The organism is Kitasatospora sp. NPDC048715, from assembly GCF_043198905.1.
GTDB lineage: Bacteria > Actinomycetota > Actinomycetes > Streptomycetales > Streptomycetaceae > Kitasatospora > Kitasatospora lactacystinica.
Genome location: NZ_JBICVH010000013.1, coordinates 75484 through 101897, shown reverse-complemented (window position 1 = coordinate 101897; position 26414 = coordinate 75484). Strand labels below are relative to the sequence as shown.

Annotated in this window: 8 protein-coding genes; 4 read left to right on the top strand and 4 right to left on the bottom strand. The window is 72.9% G+C overall.

All coding sequences use genetic code 11. The annotated features are described in order from the left end of the window. Position 1: 1 nt before the first annotated feature. The 3 genes from ACGFSC_RS24190 to ACGFSC_RS24180 are packed head-to-tail and all read left to right on the top strand — an operon-like array spanning position 2 to position 20786. On the top strand, positions 2–17374 hold the full coding sequence (locus tag ACGFSC_RS24190; RefSeq protein ID WP_359897211.1) for an SDR family NAD(P)-dependent oxidoreductase: 17373 nt from the start codon (positions 2–4) through the stop codon (positions 17372–17374). After that, positions 17371–19623, top strand: coding sequence for a cytochrome P450 (locus ACGFSC_RS24185; RefSeq protein ID WP_359897213.1), 2253 nt, complete (start codon positions 17371–17373; stop codon positions 19621–19623). The genes ACGFSC_RS24190 and ACGFSC_RS24185 overlap by 4 nt, the downstream gene beginning before the upstream one ends. Then, positions 19623–20786, top strand: coding sequence for a macrolide family glycosyltransferase (locus tag ACGFSC_RS24180; RefSeq protein WP_359897215.1), 1164 nt, complete (start codon positions 19623–19625; stop codon positions 20784–20786). The genes ACGFSC_RS24185 and ACGFSC_RS24180 overlap by 1 nt, the downstream gene beginning before the upstream one ends. A 108-nt stretch (positions 20787–20894) precedes the next feature. Here the strand turns inward: ACGFSC_RS24180 and ACGFSC_RS24175 are convergent, their stop codons facing one another. The 4 genes from ACGFSC_RS24175 to ACGFSC_RS24160 form a co-directional block, all read right to left on the bottom strand. Then, positions 20895–21353 (bottom strand): S26 family signal peptidase, encoded by a 459-nt coding sequence (locus ACGFSC_RS24175; protein ID WP_359897216.1) that lies wholly within the window; start codon positions 21351–21353, stop codon positions 20895–20897. A 68-nt stretch (positions 21354–21421) separates the two neighbouring features. Further along, positions 21422–22243, bottom strand: a complete 822-nt coding sequence (locus tag ACGFSC_RS24170; RefSeq protein ID WP_359897218.1) for a hypothetical protein — start codon at positions 22241–22243, stop codon at positions 21422–21424. A gap of 245 nt (positions 22244–22488) precedes the next feature. Beyond that, positions 22489–23478, bottom strand: coding sequence for an aldo/keto reductase (locus ACGFSC_RS24165; protein WP_359897219.1), 990 nt, complete (start codon positions 23476–23478; stop codon positions 22489–22491). 261 nt (positions 23479–23739) lie between these two features. Then, a complete protein-coding gene (locus tag ACGFSC_RS24160) occupies positions 23740–25257 on the bottom strand; it encodes a glycosyltransferase family 2 protein (RefSeq protein ID WP_359897221.1) in 1518 nt (505 codons plus the stop codon). 340 nt (positions 25258–25597) lie between these two features. Here ACGFSC_RS24160 and ACGFSC_RS24155 point away from each other — a divergent pair, with 340 nt between their 5' ends. After that, positions 25598–26188, top strand: a complete 591-nt coding sequence (locus ACGFSC_RS24155; protein ID WP_359897223.1) for an RICIN domain-containing protein — start codon at positions 25598–25600, stop codon at positions 26186–26188. Positions 26189–26414 lie beyond the last annotated feature (226 nt).

Genomic DNA, 26414 nt, shown 5'->3' with positions numbered 1-26414 from the left:
GATGTCCGACGAAGAGAAGCTCCGTACGTACCTCAAGCGCGCCACGGCCGACCTGGGAGTGCTCAGTAGGCGCCTCGCCGACATGGAGGAGGCCGCGCGCGAGCCGATCGCGATCATCGGCATGGGCTGCCGCTACCCGGGCGGAGTGGAGTCCCCGGACGACCTGTGGCGGCTCGTCTCGGACGGTGCCGACGCGATCACCGAATTCCCGCCGGACCGTGGATGGGACGTCGTCCACGACCCCGATCCGGACCGGCCGGGCACGACCTACAGCCGATCGGGCGGCTTCCTCGCCGACGGCGCCGGCTTCGACGCCGGGTTCTTCGGTATCTCGCCGCGCGAGGCACTGGCGATGGACCCGCAGCAGCGGGTGCTGCTGGAGACCGCCTGGGAGACCTTCGAGTACGCGGGCATCGACCCGACCGCACTCGGCGGCAGCCGGACAGCGGTGTTCACCGGCCTGTGGTCGTCCGGCTACGGCAACCAGCCGCCGCCGGACCTCGAAGGTTTTCTCGCCACCGGAACAGCCACCAGCGCCACGTCCGGGCGGGTGTCGTACCTGCTGGGGCTGGAGGGTCCGGCGGTGTCGGTGGACACGGCGTGCTCGTCGTCGCTGGTGGCGATCCATCTGGCGGCGCAGGCGCTGCGGGCGGGGGAGTGCTCACTGGCGTTGGCCGGTGGTGTGACGGTGATGGCGACGCCGGCGGGGTTCGTCGAGTTCTCGCGGCAGCGGGGGCTTGCGGTCGACGGGCGGGTGAAGGCGTTCGCCGAGGCGGCCGATGGTACGGCGTGGGGTGAGGGCGCGGGCTTGGTGCTGCTGGAACGCCTGTCCGACGCCCGCCGTAACGGCCACCGGGTGCTGGCGGTCGTCCGGGGCTCGGCGGTGAACCAGGACGGCGCGTCGAACGGGCTCGCGGCGCCGAACGGTCCGTCCCAGGAACGCGTCATCCGGCAGGCGTTGGCGAACGCCGGACTGTCGACGGCGGACGTGGACGCGGCGGAGGCGCACGGTACGGGGACGACGCTCGGTGACCCCATCGAGGCGCAGGCACTCCTGGCGACCTACGGTCAGGGGCGGGACGAGCCGTTGTGGCTGGGGTCGGTGAAGTCGAACATCGGGCACACCCAGGCGGCGGCCGGTGTGGCGGGTGTGATCAAGATGGTGATGGCGATGCGGCACGGGCAACTGCCGCGGACCCTCCACGTGGACGCGCCGACCTCGCACGTCGACTGGTCGGCGGGCCAGGTCTCACTGCTCACCGAGGCCCGGCCGTGGCCGGAGACGGGGCGTCCCCGCCGTGCCGGCGTGTCGGCGTTCGGCATCAGCGGCACCAACGCGCATGTGGTGATCGAGGCGGCTGCCGAAGAGCCGGTCGGGGTTCCGACGGGGTCCGCGGGCGGGGTGGTGCCGTGGGTGCTGTCGGGGAAGTCGGATGTGGCGTTGCGGGAGCAGGCGCGCCGGCTGGGGGCGTTCCTGGCCGGGCATCCGGGAGTTGGCGCGGTTGCCGTGGGTCGGGCGTTGGCGGGGCGGTCGCGTTTCGATCACCGTGCGGTGCTGAGCGGTGCGGAGGCGTTGGAGGCCCTGGCGGAGGGCCGGTCGGTGCCGGGTCTGGTCACCGGGACCGTCCGTCCGGTGGGTCGGTCGGTGTTCGTGTTTCCGGGGCAGGGTGCGCAGTGGGTGGGGATGGGCCGGGAGCTGTACGCCGCGTACCCCGTCTTCCGGGCCGCCATGGACGAGTGCGCCCAGGCCCTGGCCCCGTACACCGACTGGTCCCTGGCCGATGTTCTGGACGGCGCTCCGCTCGACCGGGTGGACGTCGTGCAGCCCGCCCTGTTCGCGGTGATGGTGTCCCTGGCGGCACTGTGGCGTGCCCATGGTGTGGAACCGGATGCCGTCGTCGGGCATTCGCAGGGTGAGATCGCGGCGGCGTACGTGGCGGGGGCGCTGTCGTTGGAGGACGCCGCGAAGGTGGTCGCCCTGCGCAGCAGGGCCCTGGTCGCCCTGGCCGGCCAGGGCGGGATGGTTTCCATAGGGCTCGGGCAGGAGCGGGCCGCCGGGTTCGTGGCCCGCTGGGACGGCCGGCTGACGGTGGCGGTGGTCAACTCCGCGGACAGCGTGGTGGTATCGGGTGATCTGGACGCGCTGGACGAACTGCTGGCGGCCTGTGAGGCCGACGGCATCCGTGCCCGCCGCCTGCCCGTCGATTACGCCGCCCACTCCGTCCAGGTCGAGGCGATCCGCGAGCTGTTGCTGACCGACCTGGCCGGCATCACACCGCGCCCGGCGACGATCCCGTTCTACTCAACTGTCACCGCGGAACCGGTCGGCACCTCCGCCCTCGACGCCGACTACTGGTACCGCAACCTCCGCGAACCCGTGCTGTTCGACCGGACCACCCGGCTGCTGCTCGACCGCGGCCACACCGTCTTCGTCGAGGTCAGCCCGCACCCGGTCCTGGTCTCCGCCGTCGAGGAGACCGGTCACCACCACGGCTCCGACCTCCTCGTCACCGGCACGCTCCGGCGCGACCAGGACGACTTCCTCACCTCGCTCGGCCGCCTGCACGTCCATGGTGTCCCGGTCGACTGGCGGTTCCCGGACGACACCGAGCCCGTCAGCCTGCCGACGTACGCCTTCCAGCGCCGGCCGTACTGGCTGCGGCCCGTCCCGACGGCGTCGGGCGACCACCCCCTGCTCAGCACGTTCGTGGAACTGCCCGACGGCGCGGTGCTCAGCGGACGGATCTCGCTCGCCACCCACCCGTGGCTGGCCGACCACGCCGTGCGGGGCTCCGTCCTCCTGCCCGGCACCGCGTTCGCGGAAATGGCGGCCTACGCGGCCGGCCGGCTCGGCCACGCGGTCGAGGAGCTGGTGCTCGAAACGCCGCTCGTCCTCGACGACACCCCGGTGCACCTCCAGGTCGTCGTGGGCCCCGAGGAGGACGGCCGCAACCCGCTCACGGTGTACTCGCGTGACGGCGACGAGTGGGTGCGGCACGCCACCGGGACGCTGGGCGAGGAGCCGGTGCTGAGCGCCTGGGACTGGCCGCCGGCCGGTGAGCCCCTCGACGTCGACGGGCTCTACGACTCGCTGTCCGTGCTCGGCTACGAGTACGGGCCGGCGTTCCAGGGCGTCACGGCGGCCTGGCGGGTCGGCGACACCGTCCACGCCGAGGTGGAGCTTCCCGCCGAGGAACCGTTCGCCCTGCACCCCGCGCTGCTCGACGCCGCACTGCATCCCATGGCGTTCCTCACCGACCGCACCGGTCTGCCGTTCGCGTTCACCGGAGTGGCGATACGGCCCGCGGGCAGCCGGACGCTGCGCGTACGCCTGTCCGCCACCGGGCCGGACACGTACACCGTGGCCGTGGCCGATCCGGACGGCACCCCGGTCGCGGTCATCACGTCGCTGACCGTCCGGGACGCCACCGCCGTCCCGGACAGCCTGTACGCACTCGACTGGGTCCCCTTCGAACCGGCGTCGACGGGCGGCGACCCCGCGGACCTGGTCGTCCACGAGGTGCCCGGGCCGGAGCCCGAGGCGGACACCGTCGAGGCGGCGTACGAGAGCGCGCGGAGCGTACTCGCCGTGATCCGGGACCACTTGGCGGGCGAGCGGACGCGGTTGGCCGTCGTCACCCGCAACGCCGTCGCCGCCGCGCCCGGTGACGTGGTCGGCCTCCACCACTCGATGGTCTGGGGCCTGGTCCGCGGCGCGCGGGCCGAGCACCCCGGCCGGTTCGTCCTGGTCGACGCCGACCCGACCTGGGACCCGGCGCTGATCGCCGGCACGGACGAGCCGGAACTGGCGGTACGCCAAGGGGCGCTGCACGTCCCCCGCCTGGTCCGCGTCGGCGCGAGCCTCACCCCGCCGGACGGGACCTGGCGGCTGGAGGACACGGGCACCGGCAGCATCGACGACCTGGCGCTGGTGCCCCGCCCCGAGCTCCTGGAGCCGCTGGGGCCCGGGCAGGTCCGGATCGCCGTGCGGGCGGCCGGACTCAACTTCCGGGACGTGCTGATCGCCCTCGGTGTCTACCCCGGCGAGGCCCTGATGGGCGGCGAAGGCGCGGGCGTCGTCCTCGAAACCGGCCCGGACACCCGGTTCCGGCCCGGCGACCGTGTCATGGGCCTGGTCCCCGGCGCCTTCGGCCCGGTCGCCGTCGCCGACCAGCGGCTGCTGGTCCGGATGCCCGACGACTGGTCGTTCGCCAGGGCCGCGTCGGTGCCCGTGGTGTTCCTGACCGCCTGGTACGGCCTGCGCGACCTGGGCGGGCTGAAGGCCGGTGACCGGGTGCTGATCCACGCCGGCACGGGCGGCGTCGGCATGGCGGCGATCCAACTGGCCCGGCGGCTCGGGGCGGAGGTGTTCGCCACCGCCGGCCCGGCCAAATGGCACGCCCTGCGCGCCCTGGGACTGGACGAGGACCACATCGCCTCGTCGCGCACCCTGGAGTTCGAGCAGAAGTTCCCGCCCATGGACGTGGTCCTGGACTCGCTGTCCGGCGAGTTCGTCGATGCCTCCCTGCGGCTGCTCGGGCCCGGCGGCCGGTTCGTGGAGATGGGCAAGACCGACATCCGCGACGCGGCCGACCATCCCGGCATCGTCTACCGGGCGTTCGACATCGCCGACGCGGGGCCGGAACGGCTCGGCGAGATCCTGGACGCCGTCGTACGGGCCTTCACGGACGGCGGGTTCGCACCCCTGCCGTTGGACGTGCGCGGGGTCCGGGACGCGGTCGACGTGTTCCGGTTCATGAGTCGGGCCGCTCATGTGGGGAAGATCGTTCTCTCGGTTCCCCAGCCGGTCGATCCCGAGGGCACGGTGTTGATCACGGGTGGTACGGGGACGCTGGGTGGTCATGTGGCCCGGCATCTGGTGGTCGAGCGGGGTGTGCGGCATCTGGTGCTGGTCAGCCGCAGCGGTGGCGGAGTGGCACTGCGTGAGGAGTTGGAGGGGCTGGGCGCGGAGGTGACCGTGGCCGCCTGTGACGTGGCGGACCGGGACGCGCTGGCGGCCCTGCTGGACTCGATCCCGGCCGAGCGTCCGCTGACGGCCGTCGTCCACGCGGCCGGTGTGCTCGACGACGGCGTCGTCGAATCCCTCACGCCCGAGCGTCTCGCCGCCGTCTGGGAGCCCAAGGCCCGGGCGGCGTGGAACCTGCACGAACTCACTCGGGGACTGGACCTCACCGCCTTCGTCCTCTTCTCCTCGGCCGCCGGCACGCTCGGCAGCCCCGGCCAGGCCAACTACGCCGCGGCCAACACCTTCCTCGATGCCCTCGCCGTGCACCGGCGCGCCCTCGGACTTCCGGCGACCTCGCTGGCCTGGGGCTTCTGGGCCGAAGCCAGCGGCATGACCGGGAACCTGACCGGTGCCGACCAGGACCGGCTGACGCGAGCCGGGGTCGTGCCGCTGGCCACCGACCACGCCCTGTCGCTGTTCGACGCGGCCCTGGCCACGGACCGGGCCGCGCTGGTGCCGGCACGCCTCGACCTGTCCGTGCTGGCGGGCGCCCCGGCGGCCCCGGCGGCCCTCAAGGGCCTCATATCCCGCAAGGCGGCCCGGCGCCCGGCGCGGCACGGCGCGATCGCCGACCGCCTGCGGTCACTGCCGGAGGCCGAACGGCTGCGAGCCGCACTCGACCTGGTCACCGCCGACACCGCCGCCGTGCTCGGTCACCGCGAACCGGCGGCCGCATGGGACCGGCAGCCGTTCAAGGACCTCGGCTTCGATTCGCTGACCTCCGTCGAACTGCGCAACCGGCTCAACAACGCCACCGGCCTGCGCCTGCCCGCCACCGTCACCTTCGACCACCCCACCCCGCGGCAGCTCGCCGAACACCTGCTGAGCAGGATCCTCGACGGGGGTGTGGCGTCGGCGGCACCGGTGGTGCCCGCGGTGTCGGTGTCGGACGATCCGGTGGTGATCGTGGGCATGGGGTGCCGGTTGCCGGGTGGGGTGGGGTCGCCGGAGGAGCTGTGGCGCCTGGTGTCGGGTGGGGTGGATGCGATCGGGGCGTTCCCGTCGGATCGTGGGTGGGACGTCGAGGGGTTGTTCCATCCGGATGCGGATCATCCCGGGACGTCGTACACGCGGTCGGGTGGGTTCCTGGCGGACGCGGCGGGGTTCGACGCGGATTTCTTCGGGATCTCGCCGCGTGAGGCGTTGGCGATGGATCCGCAGCAGCGGGTGCTGCTGGAGACCGCGTGGGAGACGTTCGAGGACGCGGGGATCGATCCGACGTCGTTGCGGGGCAGCCGGACGGGTGTGTTCACCGGCATCTGGTCCTCCGGCTACGGCGACCAGGCGCCCGCCGACTCCGAGGGCTACCTCGGCACGGGCGCCGCGACCAGCGTGACCTCCGGCCGGATCGCCTACCTGCTCGGGCTGGAGGGCGCGGCGGTCTCGCTGGACACGGCTTGCTCGTCCTCGCTGGTGGCGATCCACCTGGCAGCCCAGGCGCTCCGCTCGGGGGAGTGCTCACTGGCCCTGGCCGGCGGGGTGACGGTGATGGCGACCCCGCTGGGGTTCACGGAGTTCTCCCGCCAGCGCGGCCTGGCTCCCGACGGCCGGGTGAAGGCGTTCGCCGAGGCGGCCGACGGGACGGCCTGGGCGGAGGGCGCGGGCCTGCTGCTGCTGGAACGCCTGTCCGACGCCCGCCGCAACGGGCACCGGGTGCTGGCGGTGGTGCGGGGTTCGGCGGTCAACCAGGACGGCACCTCCAACGGCCTCGGGGCACCGAACGGTCCGTCGCAGGAGCGGGTGATCCGTCAGGCCCTGGCGAACGCGGGGCTGTCGACGGCGGACGTGGACGCGGTGGAGGCGCACGGCACCGGCACCACGCTCGGTGACCCCATCGAGGCGCAGGCGCTGCTGGCGACCTACGGTCAGGACCGGGACGAGCCGCTGTGGCTGGGCTCGGTGAAGTCCAACATCGGCCACACCCAGGCCGCCGCCGGTGTGGCGGGCGTGATCAAGATGGTCATGGCGATGCGGCACGGGCAACTGCCGCCGACGCTGCACGTCGACGCGCCGACCTCGCACGTCGACTGGGAGTCCGGAAACATCCGGCTGCTCACCGAGGCCCGGCCCTGGCCCGACCGTGGCCACCCGCCTCGCGCGGGCATCTCGGCGTTCGGCATCAGCGGAACCAACGCGCACGTCGTCATCGAGGCGGCTGCCGAGGAGCCGGCCGGGGTTCCGACGGAGTCCACGGGCGGGGTCGTGCCCTGGGTGCTGTCGGGGAAGTCGGAAGCGGCGCTGCGGGAGCAGGCGCGTCGGCTGGGTGCGTTCATCGCCGCGCATCCCGAGGTGAGTGCGGCGGCGGTCGGGGGCGCTCTGGCCGCCCGCGCCGTGTTCGAGCACCGCGCGGTGCTGAGCGGTGCGGAAGCACGGAAGGCTCTGGCCGAGGGGGGTACGGCGCCGGGTCTGGTGACCGGGATCGCCCGTCCGCTGGGTCGTTCGGTGTTCGTGTTCCCGGGTCAGGGGGCGCAGTGGATCGGTATGGGTGGGGAGTTGTACCGCTCGGAGCCGGTGTTCCGGGAGGCGATCGATGCGTGTGACGCGGCGTTGACGCCGTACACGGACTGGTCGTTGGTGGAGGTGCTGACCGGCGGTGGGTCGCTGGAGCGGGTGGACGTCGTGCAGCCCGCGCTGTTCGCGGTGATGGTGTCCCTGGCCGCGCTGTGGCGTGCACACGGGGTCGAGCCCGATGCCGTCGTCGGGCACTCGCAGGGTGAGATCGCCGCCGCGTACGTCGTCGGGGCGTTGTCGCTGGAGGACGCCGCCAAGGTGGTCGCCCTGCGCAGCAGGGCCCTGGTCGCCCTGGCCGGCCAGGGCGGGATGGTGTCGGTCGGCCTCGGGCATGAGCGGGCCGCCGGGTTCGTGGCCAGCTGGGACGGCCGGCTGACGGTGGCGGTGGTCAATGCCCCCGGTTCGGTCGTCGTGTCGGGCGACCTGGACGCGCTGGACGAACTGCTGGCGGCCTGCGAGGCCGACGGCATCCGCGCCCGCCGCCTGCCCGTCGACTACGCCGCCCACTCCGTCCAGGTCGAGGCGATCCGCGAGCAACTGCTCACCGACCTGGCCGGCGTCACACCGCGCCCGGCGACGATCCCGTTCTACTCCACGGTCACCGGCGAGGAGATCGACACCTCCGCCCTCGACGCCGATTACTGGTACCGCAACCTCCGTGAACCCGTGCTGTTCGACCGGACCACCCGGCTGCTGCTCGCCTCGGGCAGCGACCCCGTCTTCGTCGAGATCAGCCCGCACCCGGTGCTCACGCCCGCGCTGGAGGAGCACGAGGCGGGGGTGGTGACCGGGACACTGCGCCGTGACCACGGCACCCCGGCCGAGTTCCTGGCCGCCGCGGCGAGGCTGTTCGTCGCGGGTGTGCCGGTGCGGTGGCCGTTCCCCGAAGGGGAGCCGGTGGCGCTGCCCACCTACCCCTTCCAGCGGACGCGGTTCTGGCTCGCCGGAGGCGCGGGAGACGTGTCCGCGGCCGGGCTCGACCCGGTGGACCATCCGCTGCTCGGCGCCGCTGTCGAGGTGGGCGAGCAGCGGGTCCTGACGGGTCGGCTCTCCCTGGCCACCCACCCCTGGCTCGCGGACCACTCCGTACTGGGGACGGTGCTGCTGCCCGCGACGGCGTTCGTGGAACTGGTGGTGCACGCGGCCGGGGCGGCAGTGGAGGAACTGGTCCTGGAGGCGCCGCTGATCTTGCCCGCGGACGGCGCGGTGGACGTGCAGGTCGTCGTGGGCGAGCCGGACGGGACCGGCCGCCGCACGGTCGACGTCCGGTCCCGTACGGACGGTTGGGTGCGGCACGCCACCGGTACGGTGAGCGCGGAACCCGTGGCCGGGCAGGAGCTGACGCAGTGGCCGCCGGCCGGCGCGGAACCGGTCACCGGGCTCTACGACACGCTCGCCGCGGCGGGCTACGAGTACGGGCCGGCCTTCCAGGCCGTGCAGGCGGTGTGGCGCCGCGGCAAGGAGGTGTTCGCCGAGGTCACCGTGCCGGACGCGGCCCGGTTCTCCGTCCATCCGGCCCTGCTGGACGCCGCCCTGCAACCGCTGGCACTGCTGTCCGGCACGGAAGGCGAGGTGCGGCTGCCGTTCTCGCTGGGCGGGATCGCGGTCCACCGCACCGGCGTGACCTCCGCGCGCGTGCGGCTGACGGTGGTGCGCCCCGGCACGTACGCCGTCCACCTGGCGGACCGGTCCGGCGAGCCCGTGGCGACCATCGAGGCGCTGACCACCCGTCCGATGGCCGAACGCGGCCCGCTGTACGCCCTCGACTGGATTCCGCTGACCCCCGGCGAGGGCGCGCTCGGCGACGCCGTCGTCTCGCCCGGCTCGGTCGCCGAGGCGCTGACGGCCGTCCAGGACTTCCTGGCCGGGCCCGGCGAACGGCTCGTGGTGCGCACGCGGGGCGCGGTCGCCGCCGTTCCCGGTGACGTGGTGAGCGACCCGGAAGCCTCGGCCGTCTGGGGCCTGGTCCGGTCCGCGCAGTCCGAGCACCCCGGCCGGTTCCTGCTCGTGGACGCCGACGAGCTGCCCGACGGCCTGTCGGTCGGCGACGAGGACCAGGTGGCGGTGCGCGGCGGGGCCGTCTACGTGCCCCGGCTGGTGCGCTCCGCGCCGTCGGAGTTCGACGGACGGCTGACGCAGACGGGCACGGGCAGCCTGGACGACCTCGCGTTCCTGCCGTACGAGCAGGCCCCGCCCGGGCCCCGGGAGGTGCGCGTCGCCGTGCGGGCGGCCGGCCTGAACCTCCGGGACGTGCTGATCGCCCTCGGTGTCTACCCGGACCCGGCGCTGCTCGGCAGCGAGGGCGCGGGCGTCGTCACCGAGGTCGGCGCCGAGGTCACCGGGCTGCGGCCGGGTGACCGGGTCGCCGGGCTGCTGCCCGGCGCGTTCGGCCGGGTGGCCGTCGCCGACCACAGGGTGCTGGTGCGCATCCCCGACGAGTGGACGTTCACCCAGGCCGCCACTGTGCCGATCGCGTTCATGACCGCGTGGTACGGCCTGCGCGACCTGGGCGGGCTGAAGGCCGGTGACCGGGTGCTGATCCACGCCGGGGCCGGCGGCGTCGGCATGGCGGCGGTCCAGCTCGCGCGGCTCTGGGGCGCGGACGTCCACGCGACCGCCGGCCCGGGCAAGTGGGACGCGCTGCGCGCCCTGGGGCTGGACGAGGATCACATCGCCTCGTCCCGGACCCTGGAGTTCGCCGACCGGTTCGGACCCTTCGACGTGGTGCTGAACTCGCTGTCCGGTGAGTTCCTGGACGCCTCCCTGCGGCTGATCGCGCCCGGCGGGCGGTTCGTGGAGATGGGCAAGGCCGACATCCGGCCCGGCGTGCTGGCCTTCGACCTGGCCGACGCGGGACCGGAACGGCTGGGGGAGATCCTGGCCGAGGCCGTCCGGCTGCTCGGCGCGGGCGAGTTGCGTCTGCCACCACTCACCACCTGGGACGTCCGCCGCGCGCGGGACGCCTTCCGGTTCATGAGCCGGGCCGCTCACATCGGGAAGATCGTCCTCACTGTTCCCGCGGATCTCGATGCGGCGGGTACGGTGCTGATCACCGGTGGCACGGGGACGCTGGGGGGCCGTGTGGCCCGGCATCTGGTGGCCGAGCGTGGTGTGCGGCACGTGTTGCTGGTCAGCCGCAGTGGTGGCGGGGCGGTGTTGCGCGAGGAACTGGCCGGGCTGGGCGCGGAGGTGACCGTGGCGGCCTGCGACGTGGCCGACCGGGACGCGCTGGCGGCCGTGCTGGACTCGATCCCAGCCGAGCACCCGCTGACCGCGGTCGTGCACGCCGCCGGTGTGCTGGACGACGCCGTGGTCGAGTCCCTGACCCCCGAACGCCTCGCCGCGGTCTGGGAGCCCAAGGCCCGGGCGGCCTGGAACCTGCACGAACTCACCCGGGGACGGGACCTGACGGCGTTCGTCCTCTTCTCCTCGGCGGCCGGGACGCTCGGCAGCCCCGGGCAGGCCAACTACGCCGCTGCGAACGCCTACCTCGACGGCCTGGCCGCGTACCGGCGCGCCCAGGGCCTGCCGGGGGTGTCGCTGGCCTGGGGCCACTGGGCGGAGGCCAGCGGGCTGACCGGGCGGATGTCCGAGGCCGACGGTGAACGCCTCGCCCGCGCGGGGCTGCTGCCGATGGCGACCGACTACGGACTCGGGCTGTTCGACGGGGGCCTGGACACCGCGGAACCGGCGGTGGTCGCGGCCCGACTCAAGGTGTCCGCACTGGGCGACCGGCCGGTGCTGCGCGCGCTGGCACGCGCCCGCAGACCGGTGCGGACCACCGGACTGGCGGGCGAGCTGGGAGCGCTCCCCGAGGCCCGGCAACGCGAGATCCTGCTCGACCTGGTCAGGACCCACGCCTCGGCCGTGCTGGGCCGCAGCGACAGCGCGGCCGTCAGCGCCGACCGGGCCTTCAAGGACCTCGGCTTCGACTCGCTGACCGGCGTGGAACTGCGCAACCGGCTGTCCACGGCGGTCGGGACCAGGCTGTCGGCGACGATGGTCTTCGACCACCCGACCCCGGCCCGGCTGGCCGAATACCTGCGGGAGGTGGTCCTCGGCCAGGAGCGCGGGACGGTCGCGCCCGTGCCGGTAGGCATCCCCGTATCGGGTGATCCGGTGGTCGTGGTCGGGCTGGGGGCCCGGTACCCGGGTGGGGTCGGGTCGGCCCAGGACTTGTGGGGCCTGGTGTCGGGTGGCGTGGACGCGGTGGGTGAGTTCCCGTCGGACCGTGGCTGGGACGTGGGTCGTCTCTACGATCCGGCCGGTGCTCCGGGGACGTCCTGCACCAGGTCGGGTGGCTTCCTCGGGGACGCGGGTGGCTTCGATGCCGCGTTCTTCGGGATCTCGCCGCGCGAGGCGTTGGCGATGGACCCGCAGCAGCGGGTGCTGCTGGAGACGGTGTGGGAGACGTTCGAGGACGCGGGGATCGATCCGACGTCGCTGCGGGGCAGCCAGACAGGCGTGTTCACCGGCATCTGGGCCTCCGGCTACGCGGGCGGAGTGGACCAGATCTCGCGGGACACGGACGGCTACGTGGCCACCGGCACGGCGACGAGTGTGACCTCTGGGCGGGTGTCGTACCTGCTGGGGCTGGAGGGTCCCGCGGTGTCGGTGGACACGGCCTGCTCGTCCTCGTTGGTGGCGATCCATCTGGCGGCGCAGGCGCTGCGCTCGGGCGAGTGCTCGCTGGCCCTGGCCGGCGGTGTCACGATCATGGCGACCCCCGCCGCCTTCATCGACTTCTCGCGTCAGCGGGGGCTCGCGGCCGACGGCCGGGTGAAGGCGTTCGCCGAGGCCGCTGATGGTACGGCGTGGGGTGAGGGTGCCGGCTTGGTGCTGCTGGAACGTCTGTCCGACGCCCGTCGTAACGGTCACCGGGTGCTGGCGGTCGTCGCGGGAAGCGCGGTGAATCAGGACGGGGCGTCGAACGGGTTGACCGCGCCGAACGGTCCGTCGCAGGAACGCGTCATCCGCCAGGCGTTGGCGAATGCCGGGCTGGAGCCGTCCGAGGTGGACGCGGTGGAGGCCCACGGCACCGGCACCACCCTCGGTGATCCCATCGAGGCCCAGGCGCTGCTGGCGACCTACGGCCGGGACCGGGACGAGCCGTTGTGGCTGGGGTCGGTGAAGTCCAACATCGGGCACACCCAGGCCGCCGCCGGTGTGGCGGGTGTGATCAAGATGATCATGGCGATGCGGCACGGTGAGCTGCCGCCGACGCTGCACGTCGACGAGCCGAGTTCCCATGTCGACTGGTCGGCGGGTCAGGTCTCCCTGCTGACCGAGGCCCGGCCGTGGCCGGAGGCGGGCCGTCCCCGCCGTGCCGGCGTGTCGGCGTTCGGGATCAGCGGGACGAACGCGCACGTGATCCTGGAGGCCCCGGCCCCGGAGCCGGCTGCCCACGATCCCGCTTCCGCGCCCGCCCCTGCGGCCGTCGGGCCGGTGCCGTGGCTGCTGTCGGCCAAGTCCGAGCAGTCGCTCCGGGCCCAGGCCCGCAGGCTGCAGACGTACGCGGCCAAGGCCCCCGACGAGGACGGGATCGCCGCCGCGCTCGCCGTGCGGACCCGGTTCGCCCACCGGGCCGTGGTGACCGGACCGGAGGCACTGGCGGCCCTGCTGCGCGGGGAGGTGCATTCCGGTCTGGTGACCGGTGAGGCCCGCGACTCCGGTAGGTCGGCGTTCGTGTTCTCCGGTCAGGGTGGTCAGTGGGCGGGGATGGGGCGGGAGTTGTACCGGGAGTTCCCGGTGTTCGCCCGGGCGCTGGACGAGGTCTGCGACCTGCTGGGGCTGTCGGTGGAGGTGCTGTTCGAGGACGCGGAAGGGGTGCTGGGGGAGACGCGGTTCACCCAGGGTGCGGTGTTCGCGCTGGAGGTGGCGCTGTTCCGGCTGGTGGAGTGGCTGGGTGTGCGGCCGGACTTCGTGGTCGGGCATTCCGTCGGTGAGGTGGCGGCGGCCCATGCGGCCGGTGTGCTGGGCCTGGAGGACGCGTGCGCCCTGGTGGGTGCGCGGGGCCGGTTGATGCAGGGGTTGCCCGGTGGTGGGGCGATGGTGTCGCTCCAGGCGTCGCCGGAGGAGGTGGCGGGGTCGCTGGTGCCGGGGGCCGAGGTGGCGGCGGTCAACGCGCCGGACGCGGTCGTGGTGTCCGGGGACGAGGCGGCTGTGATGGCGGTTGCCGAGGTGTGGCGGGGTCGTGGGCGTCGGGTGCGGCGGCTGGAGGTGAGTCACGCGTTCCATTCGGCGCGGATGGATCCGGTGCTGGAGGAACTCGGTGAGGTGGTCGCGGGCCTGTCGTTCGGTGAGCCGGTGATTCCGTTGGTTTCCACGGTGACCGGGCGTCCGGCCGAGATGGGTGTTCCGGGGTACTGGGCGCGTCAGGTGCGGGAGCCGGTGCGGTTCGCCGACGCGATGGAGTGGCTGACGGGCCAGGGTGTGACGGGGTTCGTGGAGGTGGGTCCGCATCCGCTGCTGGTGGGGACCGGGTTGATGCGCCGTGGTGGTGACACTCCGGAGCGGTTGTTCGCGGGGCTGGGGCGGTTGTGGGCGGACGGCGCGGTGCGCTGGACGCCACCCGCGACCGCGACCACGACCACGACGGCGGGGACGTCGGACGTGCGGGTGCCTTCGTACGCTTTCCAGCACCAGCACTACTGGCTCCGGCCCACCACCCCGTCGGAGGGCCTCGACACGCCCGACCACCCGCTGCTGCGGTCCCTGGTGAAGCTCCCCGACGGGCAGGGCGTGGTGCTGACCGGGAAACTCTCCGCGTCCGTCCACCCGTGGCTGGCCGAGCACACCGTGCTCGGTTCGACGCTGCTGCCCGCGATGGCGTTCGTGGACATGGCCGTCCACGCCGGTGAGCACACGGCCAGCCCCGTACTGTCCGAGCTGGTCCTGGAGGCGCCGCTCGTGCTGTCCGAGCGCGACGGGGTGCACGTGCAGGTCACCGTCGGCGCGCCCGACGACACCGGACGCCGGCCCGTCACCGTCCACTCCCGCACCTCCGCCGAGCCCGACGAGTGGACCCGCCACGCGACCGGCGTGCTCGGTCCGCCGGCGGACCGGGCGGACCGGGCGGCACAGGCCGACCGGACGGCCGCGCCCGGGGCGGACGAGGGCGAGGCCGCGCCGATCGACATCGGCTCGCTCTACGACCGGCTCGCCGACGCCGGCTACGACTACGGGCCGACCTTCCAGGGGCTCACCGGCATCCGGCGGCACGGCGAGGACCTGCACGCCGAGGCGAGCTTCCCGGCGGACCCCGCGCAGCTCACCGGTTACCGCGTCCACCCCGCGCTCCTGGACGCCGCCATCCAGCCGCTGACCCTGCTCGCCGGCCTCGCGGCCGAGGACGGCGGAGCCGGCGGCAGCCCGGCGCGGCTGCCCTTCTCGTTCTCCGGTGTGTCGGTCACCGGGTCGGCCGCGACGGTCCGCGTGGTGCTGCACCCGACCGGGCCGGACACCTGCGCGGTGCGGATCACCGACACCGCCGGGACGCCGGTCGTGAGCATCGACGAGATCGTCCTGCGGCCCGTCGAAGCGGCGGGTCACGGGGCCGGGCGCCGGCCGAACACGCTGTTCGCCGTGGACTGGACCCCGATGGCGGCACCGGACGGCCCGGACACCGAGGCGGTCCTCCACGAGGTCGTCGGCGAGGGCGAACCGGTCGCGGCCGCCCACGCGGTGACCCGGGAACTGCTCGGCAGGGTCCGGGAGTTCCTGGCCACCGACACGCCGGCCCGGCTCGTGGTCCTCACCGGCGACGACCTCGCCTCGGCCGCAGCCCGCGGCTTCCTGCGCAGCGCGCACAGCGAGAACCCCGGGCGGATCCTGACCGTCCGGCACGACGGCACGGCCGCCTCACGACGGGCGATCCCCGCCGCGGTGCGCGCCGCCGTGAGCGACGGCGAGCCCGAGATCCGGTTGCGCGACGGAACCGCCCTCGTGCCGAGGCTGGTGAGGGCCGCCCCGACCGGGCCGGTCGAGCCCCTGGACGGCGCGCCCCTGGACGGCACCGTGCTGATCACCGGCGGCACCGGCACCCTCGGCGTCCTGGTCGCCCGGCACCTGGTCGCGCGGCACGGCGCCCCGCACGTGGTGCTCGCCGGCCGCCGCGGCGTCGAGCCGCCCGGGCTCCGGCAGGAGCTGGGCGCCGCCCTCACCGTGGTCGCCTGCGACGCCGGTGACCGCGGGGCACTGAGGGACCTCGTCGCCTCGATCCCCGACCTGCGGGCCGTCGTGCACGCCGCCGGGGTCGTCGACGACGCCGTGGTGGGATCGATGACACCGGAGCAGATCGACACGGTGCTGCGCTCGAAGGCCGATGCCGGGTGGCACCTGCACGAGGCCACCGAGCACCTGGACCTGCGGGCGTTCGTGCTGTTCTCCTCGGCGTCCGGCGTGTTCGGCGCCCCCGGGCAGGCCAACTACGCCGCCGCGAACGCGTTCCTCGACGCGCTCGCCGAGCACCGGCACGCGCGCGGTCTGCCGGTCACCTCCCTGGCCTGGGGCCAGTGGGCCGAGTCCAGCGGCATCACCAGGGCCCTGACCGGGGCCGGCCACCGCCGGCTGGCGAGGACCGGGATGCTGCCGCTGGCCACCGAGCAGGCCCTCGACCTGTTCGACACCGCCCTGGCCGGCGAACGCCCGGTGCTGGTGCCGGTCCGCCTCGACCTCGCGGCGATCGACACCCCGCCCGCGCTGCTGCGCGGACTCGCCCGGCCGCGGCGCGCGCCGGCCCCGGCGGCCGGCCCCGGCGACCTGCGGGCCGGGCTCGAAGCCCTGCCCGAGCCCGAGCAGCGCGCCCTGCTGCTCGACCTGGTCGTCACGCACAGCGCGAGCATCCTCGGGACGGCCCCCGGCGGGATCGACGACCCGCGCCAGCTGTTCCGCGACCACGGCGTCGACTCGCTGACCGCCATCGAGCTGCGCAACCGGCTCAACGCGGCCACCGGGCTCCGGCTCCCGGCGACCCTCGTCTTCGACTTCCCGACGCCCGAACAGCTCGTCAACCACCTCTACGGGCAGCTGTGCTCGCCGGAGAACCGGGTCGCCGGGCCGATGGAGCGCCTGCTGCGCAAGGCCGTCGACGTCGGCCGCGCGCAGGACGGCCTCGACCTGCTGGCCACGGCGTCCCGGCTGAGCCCGGCCACCGACGCGCCCAAGGCCGAGGCGGTCGGCCTCGCGACCGGCTTCCTCCAGCCGTCGCTGGTCTGCCTGCCGTCCGCGCTGGCGTCCGGCGGCATCGAGGAGTACGGGCGGTTCGCCGCGGCGCTGGAGGCCGCCCGCGACGTCACGGCGGTCACCCTGCCGGGCTTCGCCGGCGACCCGCTGCCCGCGGACGCCGACGTCCTGGTCCAGGCACTCGCCGAGGCCGCGTCGACCGTCGCCGCGCCGGTGCTGGTCGGCCGTTCGGTGGGCGCGTGGCTGGCGCTGGCGACCGCCGGGGAACTGGAACGGCGGGGGGCCCGGCCCAGCGCCGTGGTGCTCATCGACGGCTACCCCGACGACCTGCCGGGTGTGCTCACCGGCATGCTCGACGCCGGCCACCAGGTCCAGCCGGTCGACGACGACCGGCTGGTGGCCATGGGCCGCTACCTCGATCTGGCCGGCGCCCCGGAACCCGTCACCGCGCCGGTGCTGCTGGTGGGCACCGGGAAGCGCTCGTGGCCCCGGCTGTCCACCACCGTTCAGGAAGTACTCATCGTCCCGGGCGACCACTTCACCGTACTGGAGGAGCACTCCGCGGCCACGGCGCTGGCCATCAGCACCTGGCTCCTCGACTTCAGCGGATACGGAGCCGGGCTGTCCGCACTCAGGGGAAAGGACCACGCATGATCTGGGACAACGTCTACATCGGCGGAACGGGGCGGTATCTGCCGCCCCGCACGCCCGCGACACAGGCCGTGCCGGACACCGAGACCATGCGGCGGCTGCTCGCGCTGTCGGACTTCGTGTCGTTCACCCGCTCCGACGACGTCACCGAGCACGCGATGGCCGTGCACGCGGCGATCGGAGCCCTGCGCGAGTCCGGCCTCAGCGGCGCCGACATCTCCATGGCCGCCTACGCCCAGATGGACCACCAGGACCACATGGCGTCCTCCTGCCACCTGCAGCGCGTCCTCGGCCTCGGCCACGCCCTCGTCTACGAGGTCGAGGCGACCAGCAACGGCGGCTCGGCCGCGCTGCAGTCCGCCGCCGCGCACCTGGTGGCCGACCCGGCCGCGACCGCGACCCTGGTCACGGCCACCGCCCGGTTCCTGCCGCCGCGGTGGGAACGCTGGCAGCCCACCATCGGGATCTTCCTGGCCGACGGTGCGGTCGCGGCCGTGCTCAACCGCGAGGGCGGCCGGGCGCGGCTGGTCGCGACCGCCAACAGCTCCGCGACCCAGATGGAGGTCCTCGCCACCCCGACGATCCCGGACCCCGAGGGCCACCGCAACCGTACGCCGATCGAGGTCACCGGCCTGGCCCCGTATCTGACGCTGATGAGCGGGGCACTGGTCACCGCGGTCGAGCAGGCCGCCGAGGAGGCCGGCGTCCGCGTCTCCGACATCACCAGGTTCGTCGTCACCGGTCTGGGCCTGGCCCAACTGGAGGTCGTCGTGCTGGAGCCGCTCGGCATCGACCTGGGCCGCACCACCTGGCCGATGCTGCGCGAGCTCGGCCACGTCGGGCCGTGCGACCAACTGCTCGGCATCGACCACCTGCTGCACGACGAGACCCTCGAACCCGGCGACACCATCATGTCGATCGGCCTCGGCATGGGCTCGCGGTTCACCGCGTCCCTGCTGGAGGTCACCGAGCCGCCCAAGCCCCGTACGACCACCACCTTCACCGAGCCGGTGCGCGCGCAGGCCCCGCCCGCCGACGCGTACGTCATCGACCCCTCGGGCGGCGACATCTTCGGCGAGGCCGCCGCCCTGCGCGAGCGCGGCCCGGCCACGCCCGTCGAACTGCCCGGTGGCGTGTCGGCCTGGGCCGTCACCGGGCACGACCTGGCGAAGAAGCTGCTGCTCGACCCGAGGGTCTCCAAGGACGCGAACAGGCACTGGCCCATGTGGCGTGACGGCGACATCCCGCCGGACTGGCCGCTGATCATGTGGGTCGCGATGCAGAACATGTTCACCGCCTACGGGGCCGACCACACCAGGCTGCGCAGCCTGGTGGCCAAGGCGTTCACCCCGCGCCGCATCGAAGCGATGCGGCCGCGCGTCGAGGAGATCACGGCCGGCCTGATCGCCGACCTGGCCGCGGTGCCGCCGGGGCAGACGGTCGACCTGCGCGCACGGTTCGCGTTCCCGCTGCCGATCCAGGTCATCACCGAACTGTTCGGGGTGACCGCGCGGACGGGCGCGGACCTGCGGCGGCTGGTGGACGCGGTGTTCAGCCTCGACGCGGACCCGGCGGGCGTGCAGGCCGCCTCCGGCGAGCTGTACATGCTGCTCAAGGAACTCGTGGCCGCCAAACGGCGCGACCCCGGCGACGACATGACCACCGACCTGATCGCCGCGCAGGAGGCGGACGGCACACGGCTGTCCGAGCGGGAACTGCTGGACACCCTGCTGCTGACCATCTCCGCCGGCTTCGAGACGACGGTCAACCTGCTCGACCACGCCGTCCACGCGCTGGCCACGCGCCCGTCCCAGCTCGCCCTGGTCCGATCCGGGACCAGCACGTGGGAGGACGTGGTGGACGAAACCCTGCGCTGGCAGGCGCCGGTGCCGAACCTGCCGCTGCGGTACGCCGTGGAGGACATCTCCGTGGACGGTGTGCTGATCCGCAAGGGCGAGGCGATCCTGCTGTCCTACGGCGCGGCCGGCCGCGACCCGGCGCAGCACGGGGCCGACGCGGAGGACTTCTCCGTCACCCGGCCGTCGCGGGCCGATCACCTCACCTTCGGGCACGGCGTGCACTACTGCCTCGGCAGCCCCCTGGCGAAGCTGGAGGCGACGACGGCGCTGTCCGCGCTGTTCTCCCGCTTCCCCCGGCTGCGGCTGGCCGTCCCGTCGTCCGAACTCGAGCCGCTGGGTTCCTTCTTCACCAACGGGCACAAGACTCTGCCGGTCATCCTGGAGGAGAGCTGATGGCCCACTTCGCCTTCGTGAGCGCGCCCGCGTCCGGGCATGTGAACCCGACCCTGCCGCTGGTCGAAGAGCTGGTCCGGCGCGGTCACCGGGTCAGCTACGCCACGGGACCGGCCACCATGGACGCCGCCGTCGCCGCCGGGGCGTCGCCGGTGACCCTGCCCTCGCAGCTGCCGCCCGACATGGCGGCGCGGGGCGAGTTCACGGCGGAACAGCTCGCCGTGACGCTGGAGTACTACCTCGACGACGCGCGTGCCTCCTTCCCCGTCCTGGCCGGGCACTTCTCGGCCGACCCGCCGGACGCGGTGTGCTACGACTCGGTGACCTTCACCGGGAGGATGCTGGCGAACCTGCTCGGGGTGCGGGAGATCTCCCTGGTGCCGACCTTCGCGGAGAACGAGTCCTTCTCGGCGGCGCAGGTGTACCTGCCGGCCGACTTCGACCACACCGACCCCCGGCTGGTGGCCGCGATTCAGGACATGGGGAAGTTCGCGCAGGGCCACACCTTCCTCGAGGACCCGAACCTGATGTTCGGCCACGTGCCCCCGACGAGCCTGGTGTTCATCCCCCGCGAGTTCCAGATGTCGGGGGACACCTTCGACGAGCGCTTCCACTTCGTCGGGCCGTCGCTGAGCAGCCGGCAGACCGCTCAGGAGTGGAGCCCCCGGTCGCAGGCCCCGGTGCTGCTGATATCACTGGGAACCGTCTTCAACGACCGGCCCGAGTTCTACCGGACCTGCGTCGAGGCGTTCGGGGACACCGACTGGCAGGTCGTCATGGCGGTGGGCGGGCTGGACCAGGAGTCGCTGGGCCCGATCCCGGCGAACGTCGAAGTGCACGCGCACGTGCCGCAGGTGGCGGTGCTGCGACACACCGAGGTGTTCCTGAGCCACGCCGGGATGAACTCGGCGATGGAGTCCCTCCACCACGGGGTGCCCTTCGTGGCGGTGCCGCAGATCCCGGAACAGCGCGCGATCGCCCGGCGGGCGGAGGAGCTGCGGGTCGGCAGGACGCTCGCCGAGCCGACCGTGCAGGGCCTCCGCGACGCCGTCCAGGAGGTCCGGTCCTTCCGCCCCCGGGCGGCGGCCCTGAGCCGGGTCGTGCGCGGGGCGGGCGGCGCGTCAAAGGGGGCGGACGTCCTGGAGCAGCTGCTGACGCGGTAGCGGCCGGACTCCACCGGGCCGTGCGCACCCGCACCCCGCCCGGTGGAGTCCGTTCCCGCGTACCTTCTCGTACGGTCTCGTACGGTCTCGTACGGCGAACTCCGGCTGTCACCGGACCACCCGCAATCGACGTGGCGGCCATACGACGAGAACAGCCCGGCCTGTTACCTGCCGCGAACTGATGCACCCGTATTCTCGTGAGTCCCGTGAAACCCTTCGGTTGTCTCCCAGTACGAAAATTCCGTCCAGGGGTACGTCGATCCGCGTCCCGTTGTCGATCGAGCCGTCTGCCCGGGCGCTGCCGCCGACAAGAACGCTGTCCCCACCTGTGGCGGCGACTCGCTTGACCACCCTGCGCCCGTCGGTACCGGAGGTGAAGACGACAACCTGGCCGCGAGCCGGACAGTGCCGTGTCAGTACCGGCCTCCGGACGACCAGGAGACGGTCGTCGACAATCAGTGTCGGCGCCATGGACTCCGTTGCTATCCGAACGAAATAGGTCAGCGAAGTCACGGCAATGACTGCCAGCGCCAATCCGGTCAGGTATATGATCTCGGCAGGGTGCACTGGTCGTTCCCCCAACCGGCCGCCGGAAGGCCTGCCCCGCGATTCCTCGGCGGGGCAGGCGTGGAATTTCAACGGCCAAGTTTTAGCTTGAAGTCGGGGATGGCGAGATGTTGATCTCCGATGCTGAGGACAGCCGAGGCCCGCCTCGCCTGGTACTTGATGTCCCCCAGAAGTACATAGCCGCTTTCTCGCGCCGAGAACGGGGCCGGGAGAAGGCCCTCGTCGAATCCCTCGGAAGTGACGATATCCAGCTCTACGTACGAGGCCGGCTCGGAGATGAACCGGGTCAGCTCCAGGGGGAACCACACGGTATCGGTTCTGAACGAGTAGTGAACACTGCCGCCAGGTGCGAAGTTGACAAACTCCGACGAGTCTTCCCGCGCACTGTGGAAATATGAGCGAAGGAACAGGTCCTGACGCCCGCCGTTGTGGACGATCACGGCGCGCTGGAGCACCAGGCTGCAGGCCACGAATGATCCCGGATCAGAGACGCTCGGATGGTCCACCAGCGCCATGAAGATGGTGTTGCCGTTCTTGAGGTAGCTGTCGTAGACGCTCAGGACTTCGGGCTCCATCTCGATTCCGTGGCGTCCCTGCCAGCGCACCAGCTCGTCGGGAGTCCACGCAGTGCAGGCGTTGAACACCTCGGACGTGCGAAGGTTCTTCAAGTACTTCTCGGGGTAGTCCGACGGAATCCCCGGCCCGGTGGCCTGCTCGACCCGCTCGAAGATGTCGCCGTTCGCCACCCTCACCCGTGCCTCTTCGGGGGCGGGCCCCGACCACGTGACGACGAGTCCGCCGTCGAAGTACATGGGTGCGTCACCGCACTTGAGATCGGCATAGGCAGGTCGCGAAAGGCGGACCATGAGGCCTATCAGGACAACTGCCATGCACGTCATGACAACAATAAGCATGAGGCTCTCCCGTCTGTCACAATCTCTTGCTTTGGGGAGCTTTAAGAATCAGTGAAGACGTGTCGCGCGCACGCAGAATGCAGTGGAGGCAATGGGGGTGGATGATCCCAGGAACCACTGGGCTTGATTCAAGCCTAGTCGCCGCCGACATGATTCGCAGCCGTACGGTAACCGTTCCGTCACGGATGCGGCCCTCAAAACCGTGCCGTCGGGCCGGTCGGTCAGCGGTTCACCGCCCGCATGCCGTCCTCGTCGTAGCGTTCGCCCGCCACTTCGGGCAGCTCGGCGTCGATGCGGGCCAGGTCGTCCGCGGTGAGCTCGACGTCGACGGCGCCCGCGTTCTGGTCCAGGTAGGCGCGGCGCTTGGTGCCGGGGATCGGCACGAGGTCCTCGCCGCGGGCCAGGACCCAGGCGATCGCCAGCTGGGCCGGGGTGACGTCCTTCTCCGCGGCGATCTCCTTCACCTTCTCCGCGAGCTTGAGGTTGGCCGCCAGATTGGCCCTGGTGAAGCGCGGGTTGGTGCGGCGGAAGTCGTCCTGGTCCAGCTCGTCCGGGGAGCTGAAACGGCCCGCGAGGAAGCCGCGGCCGAGCGGGGAGTACGGCACGAAGCCGATGCCGAGTTCCCGGCAGGCGGGGAGCACCTCGGCCTCCACGTCCCGCGTCCAGAGCGAGTACTCGCTCTGGACGGCGGTGACCGGGTGGACGGCGTGGGCGCGGCGGATGGTCTCCGCGCTCGCCTCGCTCAGCCCGATGTGGCGGACCTTGCCCTCGGCGACCAGTTCGCCGAGGGCGCCGACGGTCTCCTCGATGGGCACGTCCGGGTCGACCCGGTGCTGGTAGTACAGGTCGATGCGGTCGGTGCCGAGCCGCGCGAGTGAACCGTGGACGGATTCGCGGACGTGCTCGGCGGAGCCGTCCTGGCGGCCCACGGTCGACATGTCGCCCGGTACGGCGCCGTCCATCCGGTAGTTGAACTTCGTGGCGATCACGTACTCGTCGCGGTGACCCCGGACGGCCTCGCCGACCAGGGACTCGTTGGTGAGCGGTCCGTAGACCTGTGCCGTGTCGAGGAAGGTGATGCCGAGGTCGAGGGCGTGCCGGATGGTCGCGGTGGCCTCGTCCTGGTCAGCCGTGCCGTAGAAGGCGGACATCCCCATGCAGCCGAGGCCGATGGCCGACACCCGGAGGTCCCGCAGACTGCGCTGTCGCACGTGAGCTTCCCTTCGTCTCGTCCCTGCTCGTCCGTGCCGTGGCCCGGCGCCGTCGTGGCGCCCCGGTCCGCGCGACCGGTCGGCCCCGTCTCCTGGGAGAGGACCCTACGGTGCCGGTGCCCTCCGGAGGCGGACCGGCACGGCCGGACGCGGGCACCCGTGGGGTGGGCGCGTCGACGGCGACCCCGGCCAGTCCGGTCGGCGGGTCCGGTCGGCGGGGCGAATGCGCCGACCGGGCGAGCGGGGCGTTCCCGGAACCCGTCAGGCCGTCGACGAGACGCCGTCGGCCGGTTCGCCGGCGGCACCGGTCGGCCGGCCGTCGGCGTGCCCCTGGCCGACGTGCGGGGTCTTCTCCCAGCTGAACGGGGAGAACGCCAGCTGGTGGACCGCCCGCCAGGCCGCGATCGACCACAGCACCGAGTAGAGCGGGGCGAAGACCGCGGGCCACCCGCTCAGGTCGGCCCGCCGGGCGGCCGCGAAGGTGATGCCGACCCGCGCGACGATCGACACCCCCTGGGCGACCAGCACCGGTGCCAGTAGCCCGGCACCGAACGACGACGGGAACAGGCCCGACACGGCGAGCACGGTGAGGGCGGCCGTCACCGGCAGGACCAGGGCGGTCACCGGGGCGCTCGCGACCACGCCGAGCAGCACGAGCAGCCCCGAGGCGCGGAACCGGCGCAGGGTCCGGAGTGGGCGGCGGGTGTGCACGATCGCCGTCATCAGGAAGCCCTTGAACCACCGGGTGCGCTGGCGGACGAACGGCCCCGGCACGTCGAGGGCCTCCTCCCAGGTCACCGTCTCGATCATCTCGGTGCGGTAGCCGAGCGCCGCGCAGCGCATGCCGAGGTCGGCGTCCTCGGTGACGTTCCAGGCGTCCCAGCCGCCGAGCGTGCGGAGGGTGTCGGTGCGGAAGTGGTTGCTGGTGCCGCCGAGGGGGATCGGCATGCCGAGCCGCACCAGCCCGGGCATCGAGAACCGGAAACGCAGGGCGTACTCCATGGCGAACTGCCGGGTCAGCCAGTTCACCTCGGCGTTGTGGAAGAGCAGTTGTGCCTGGACGCAGGCCAGCCGGTCGTCGGCCGAGGCGAACCGGGCGGCGACGCGGCGCAGTTGGAGGGGGTCCGGCCGGTCCTCGGCATCGAAGATCACCAGAAGCTCGCCGCGGGCCAGCATCAGCCCCAGGTTCACGGCCCGGGGCTTCGTCTGCGGAGGACCGGGCGGCAGGCGCACGATCCGGACGAAGGCGGGCGGATCGGCGGCGAGCACCGCCCGGATAGTGTCGGGGTCGTGCCGTTCCACCAGGACGAGCACCTCCAGCCGGTCCGGCGGGTAGTCCAGCGCGGCCAGGTGCCGGACCAGGGCGCCGATCACCCCGGCCTCCCGGTAGGCGGGCACCACCACGGTGTAGAACGGGAGGTCCGCGTCCGCGAGCGGCGGTTCCTCCGGGGTCCCGCGGCGTCCGCCGCTCAGCAGCCCGGCCACCGCGACCACCGCGTGCAGCAGGCTGTAGGCCGTCGCCAGTGTCGTCAGCAGCAGGAGCGCGACCATGGGCGCGACCACCGCCGCCGCCAGGGCGCAGACCGCCCCGGCCGCGAGCGCCACCAGCTGCCAGCGGGCGAATCCGGACCTTGCCGCGAACTCCGGGTGCCGGCGGGCGAACCCGTTGGCCATCTCGTCGGCCACCTCCGCCGACCGCTCCTCCAGGACCCGGTCCTGCGCCTCGGCCCCACCGCGTGCCAGTGCCTCGACCACGTCCACTTCGACGAACCCCGCCATGCCTCCCCCTCCTCGTCCCACCGGTGACCACCGGTTCGATGATCATCGGAAGTATCCCGTGTCCGCGGACCGGCGCCGGACCGGCGTCAGGGGCGGACGCCGCCGGCTACGACGTCTCCTGATTCCCCGTCAGGATCTGCCTGGGCCGCTCACCTCTATTGACCCGGATCACCGGCGCCTTTCGGTCGCGCAATCATTTTCGGCCGTAATCGAATCCTTGACGGTTCGCGCCGCATTCGACCCCCCTATCCTCGTGCCCGATCGCAGCTCCGTCGGAGCCAGGCGATACACGCACGGAATTCCCGCCCAAACCGCCCACGATGGGGGAATCCTCATGCCGATGCCCAAAGCCGCCCGCTTTCTTGCCGCCGCCGGTGTCGCGGCGCTGCTCCCGCTCTCCTTCGCGTCCAACGCGCACGCGGCCACGTACCTGCAAACCGTTGCGCTCGAGAACGTCACCACGGGGAAGTGCGCCGACCTGCCGGGCTACGGCTGGAACCCGCTCGACACCCGGGTCGGCCAGTACAACTGCAGCTACGGCGTGTACGACAACCAGATGTGGAACCTGGAGCAGACCCGCACCGTCGACGGGCGGCCCCTGTACCGGTTCGCCAACGCCAAGAGCGGCTACTGCCTCGACCTGCCCGACTACGGCGCCGCCCCGGCCGGCGCCCCCGTGTCCGTCTACACCTGCAACTCCGACCCCGCGAACGACAACCAGGAGTGGTACCTCGTCGACGTGGTCGGCAACGGGGGCTACGAGATCGTCAACTACCGGAACGGCCTCTGCCTGGACGTGGCCGGCTGGGCCGGCGACGGAAGCGACCGGGCCAACGACCTGCCCCTGACCGTCTACCCCTGCTACGACAGTTCGTGGCACGGCGGCGTCTACGACGGCTACGACGACCACATCTGGCGTTTCGCCGGCTGATCCCGCGCCAACCCGTCGACCCCGCACGCTCCTTGCGAAGCGTGCGGGGTCGGCACCACGCGTTCGCGCAGCGGCGTCCCGGTCGAGGGGGAGCGGCGCTGACAAGTCGATCACAGCTATGGACCCCACCGGAGACGGCAAAGTACGGTGGGCGCGTCGCCGGAGGCCCGCCCCGAAACGCCTTCGAGCCGACCTTTCCCGGGCTGCCCGACCGCACACGGCATCA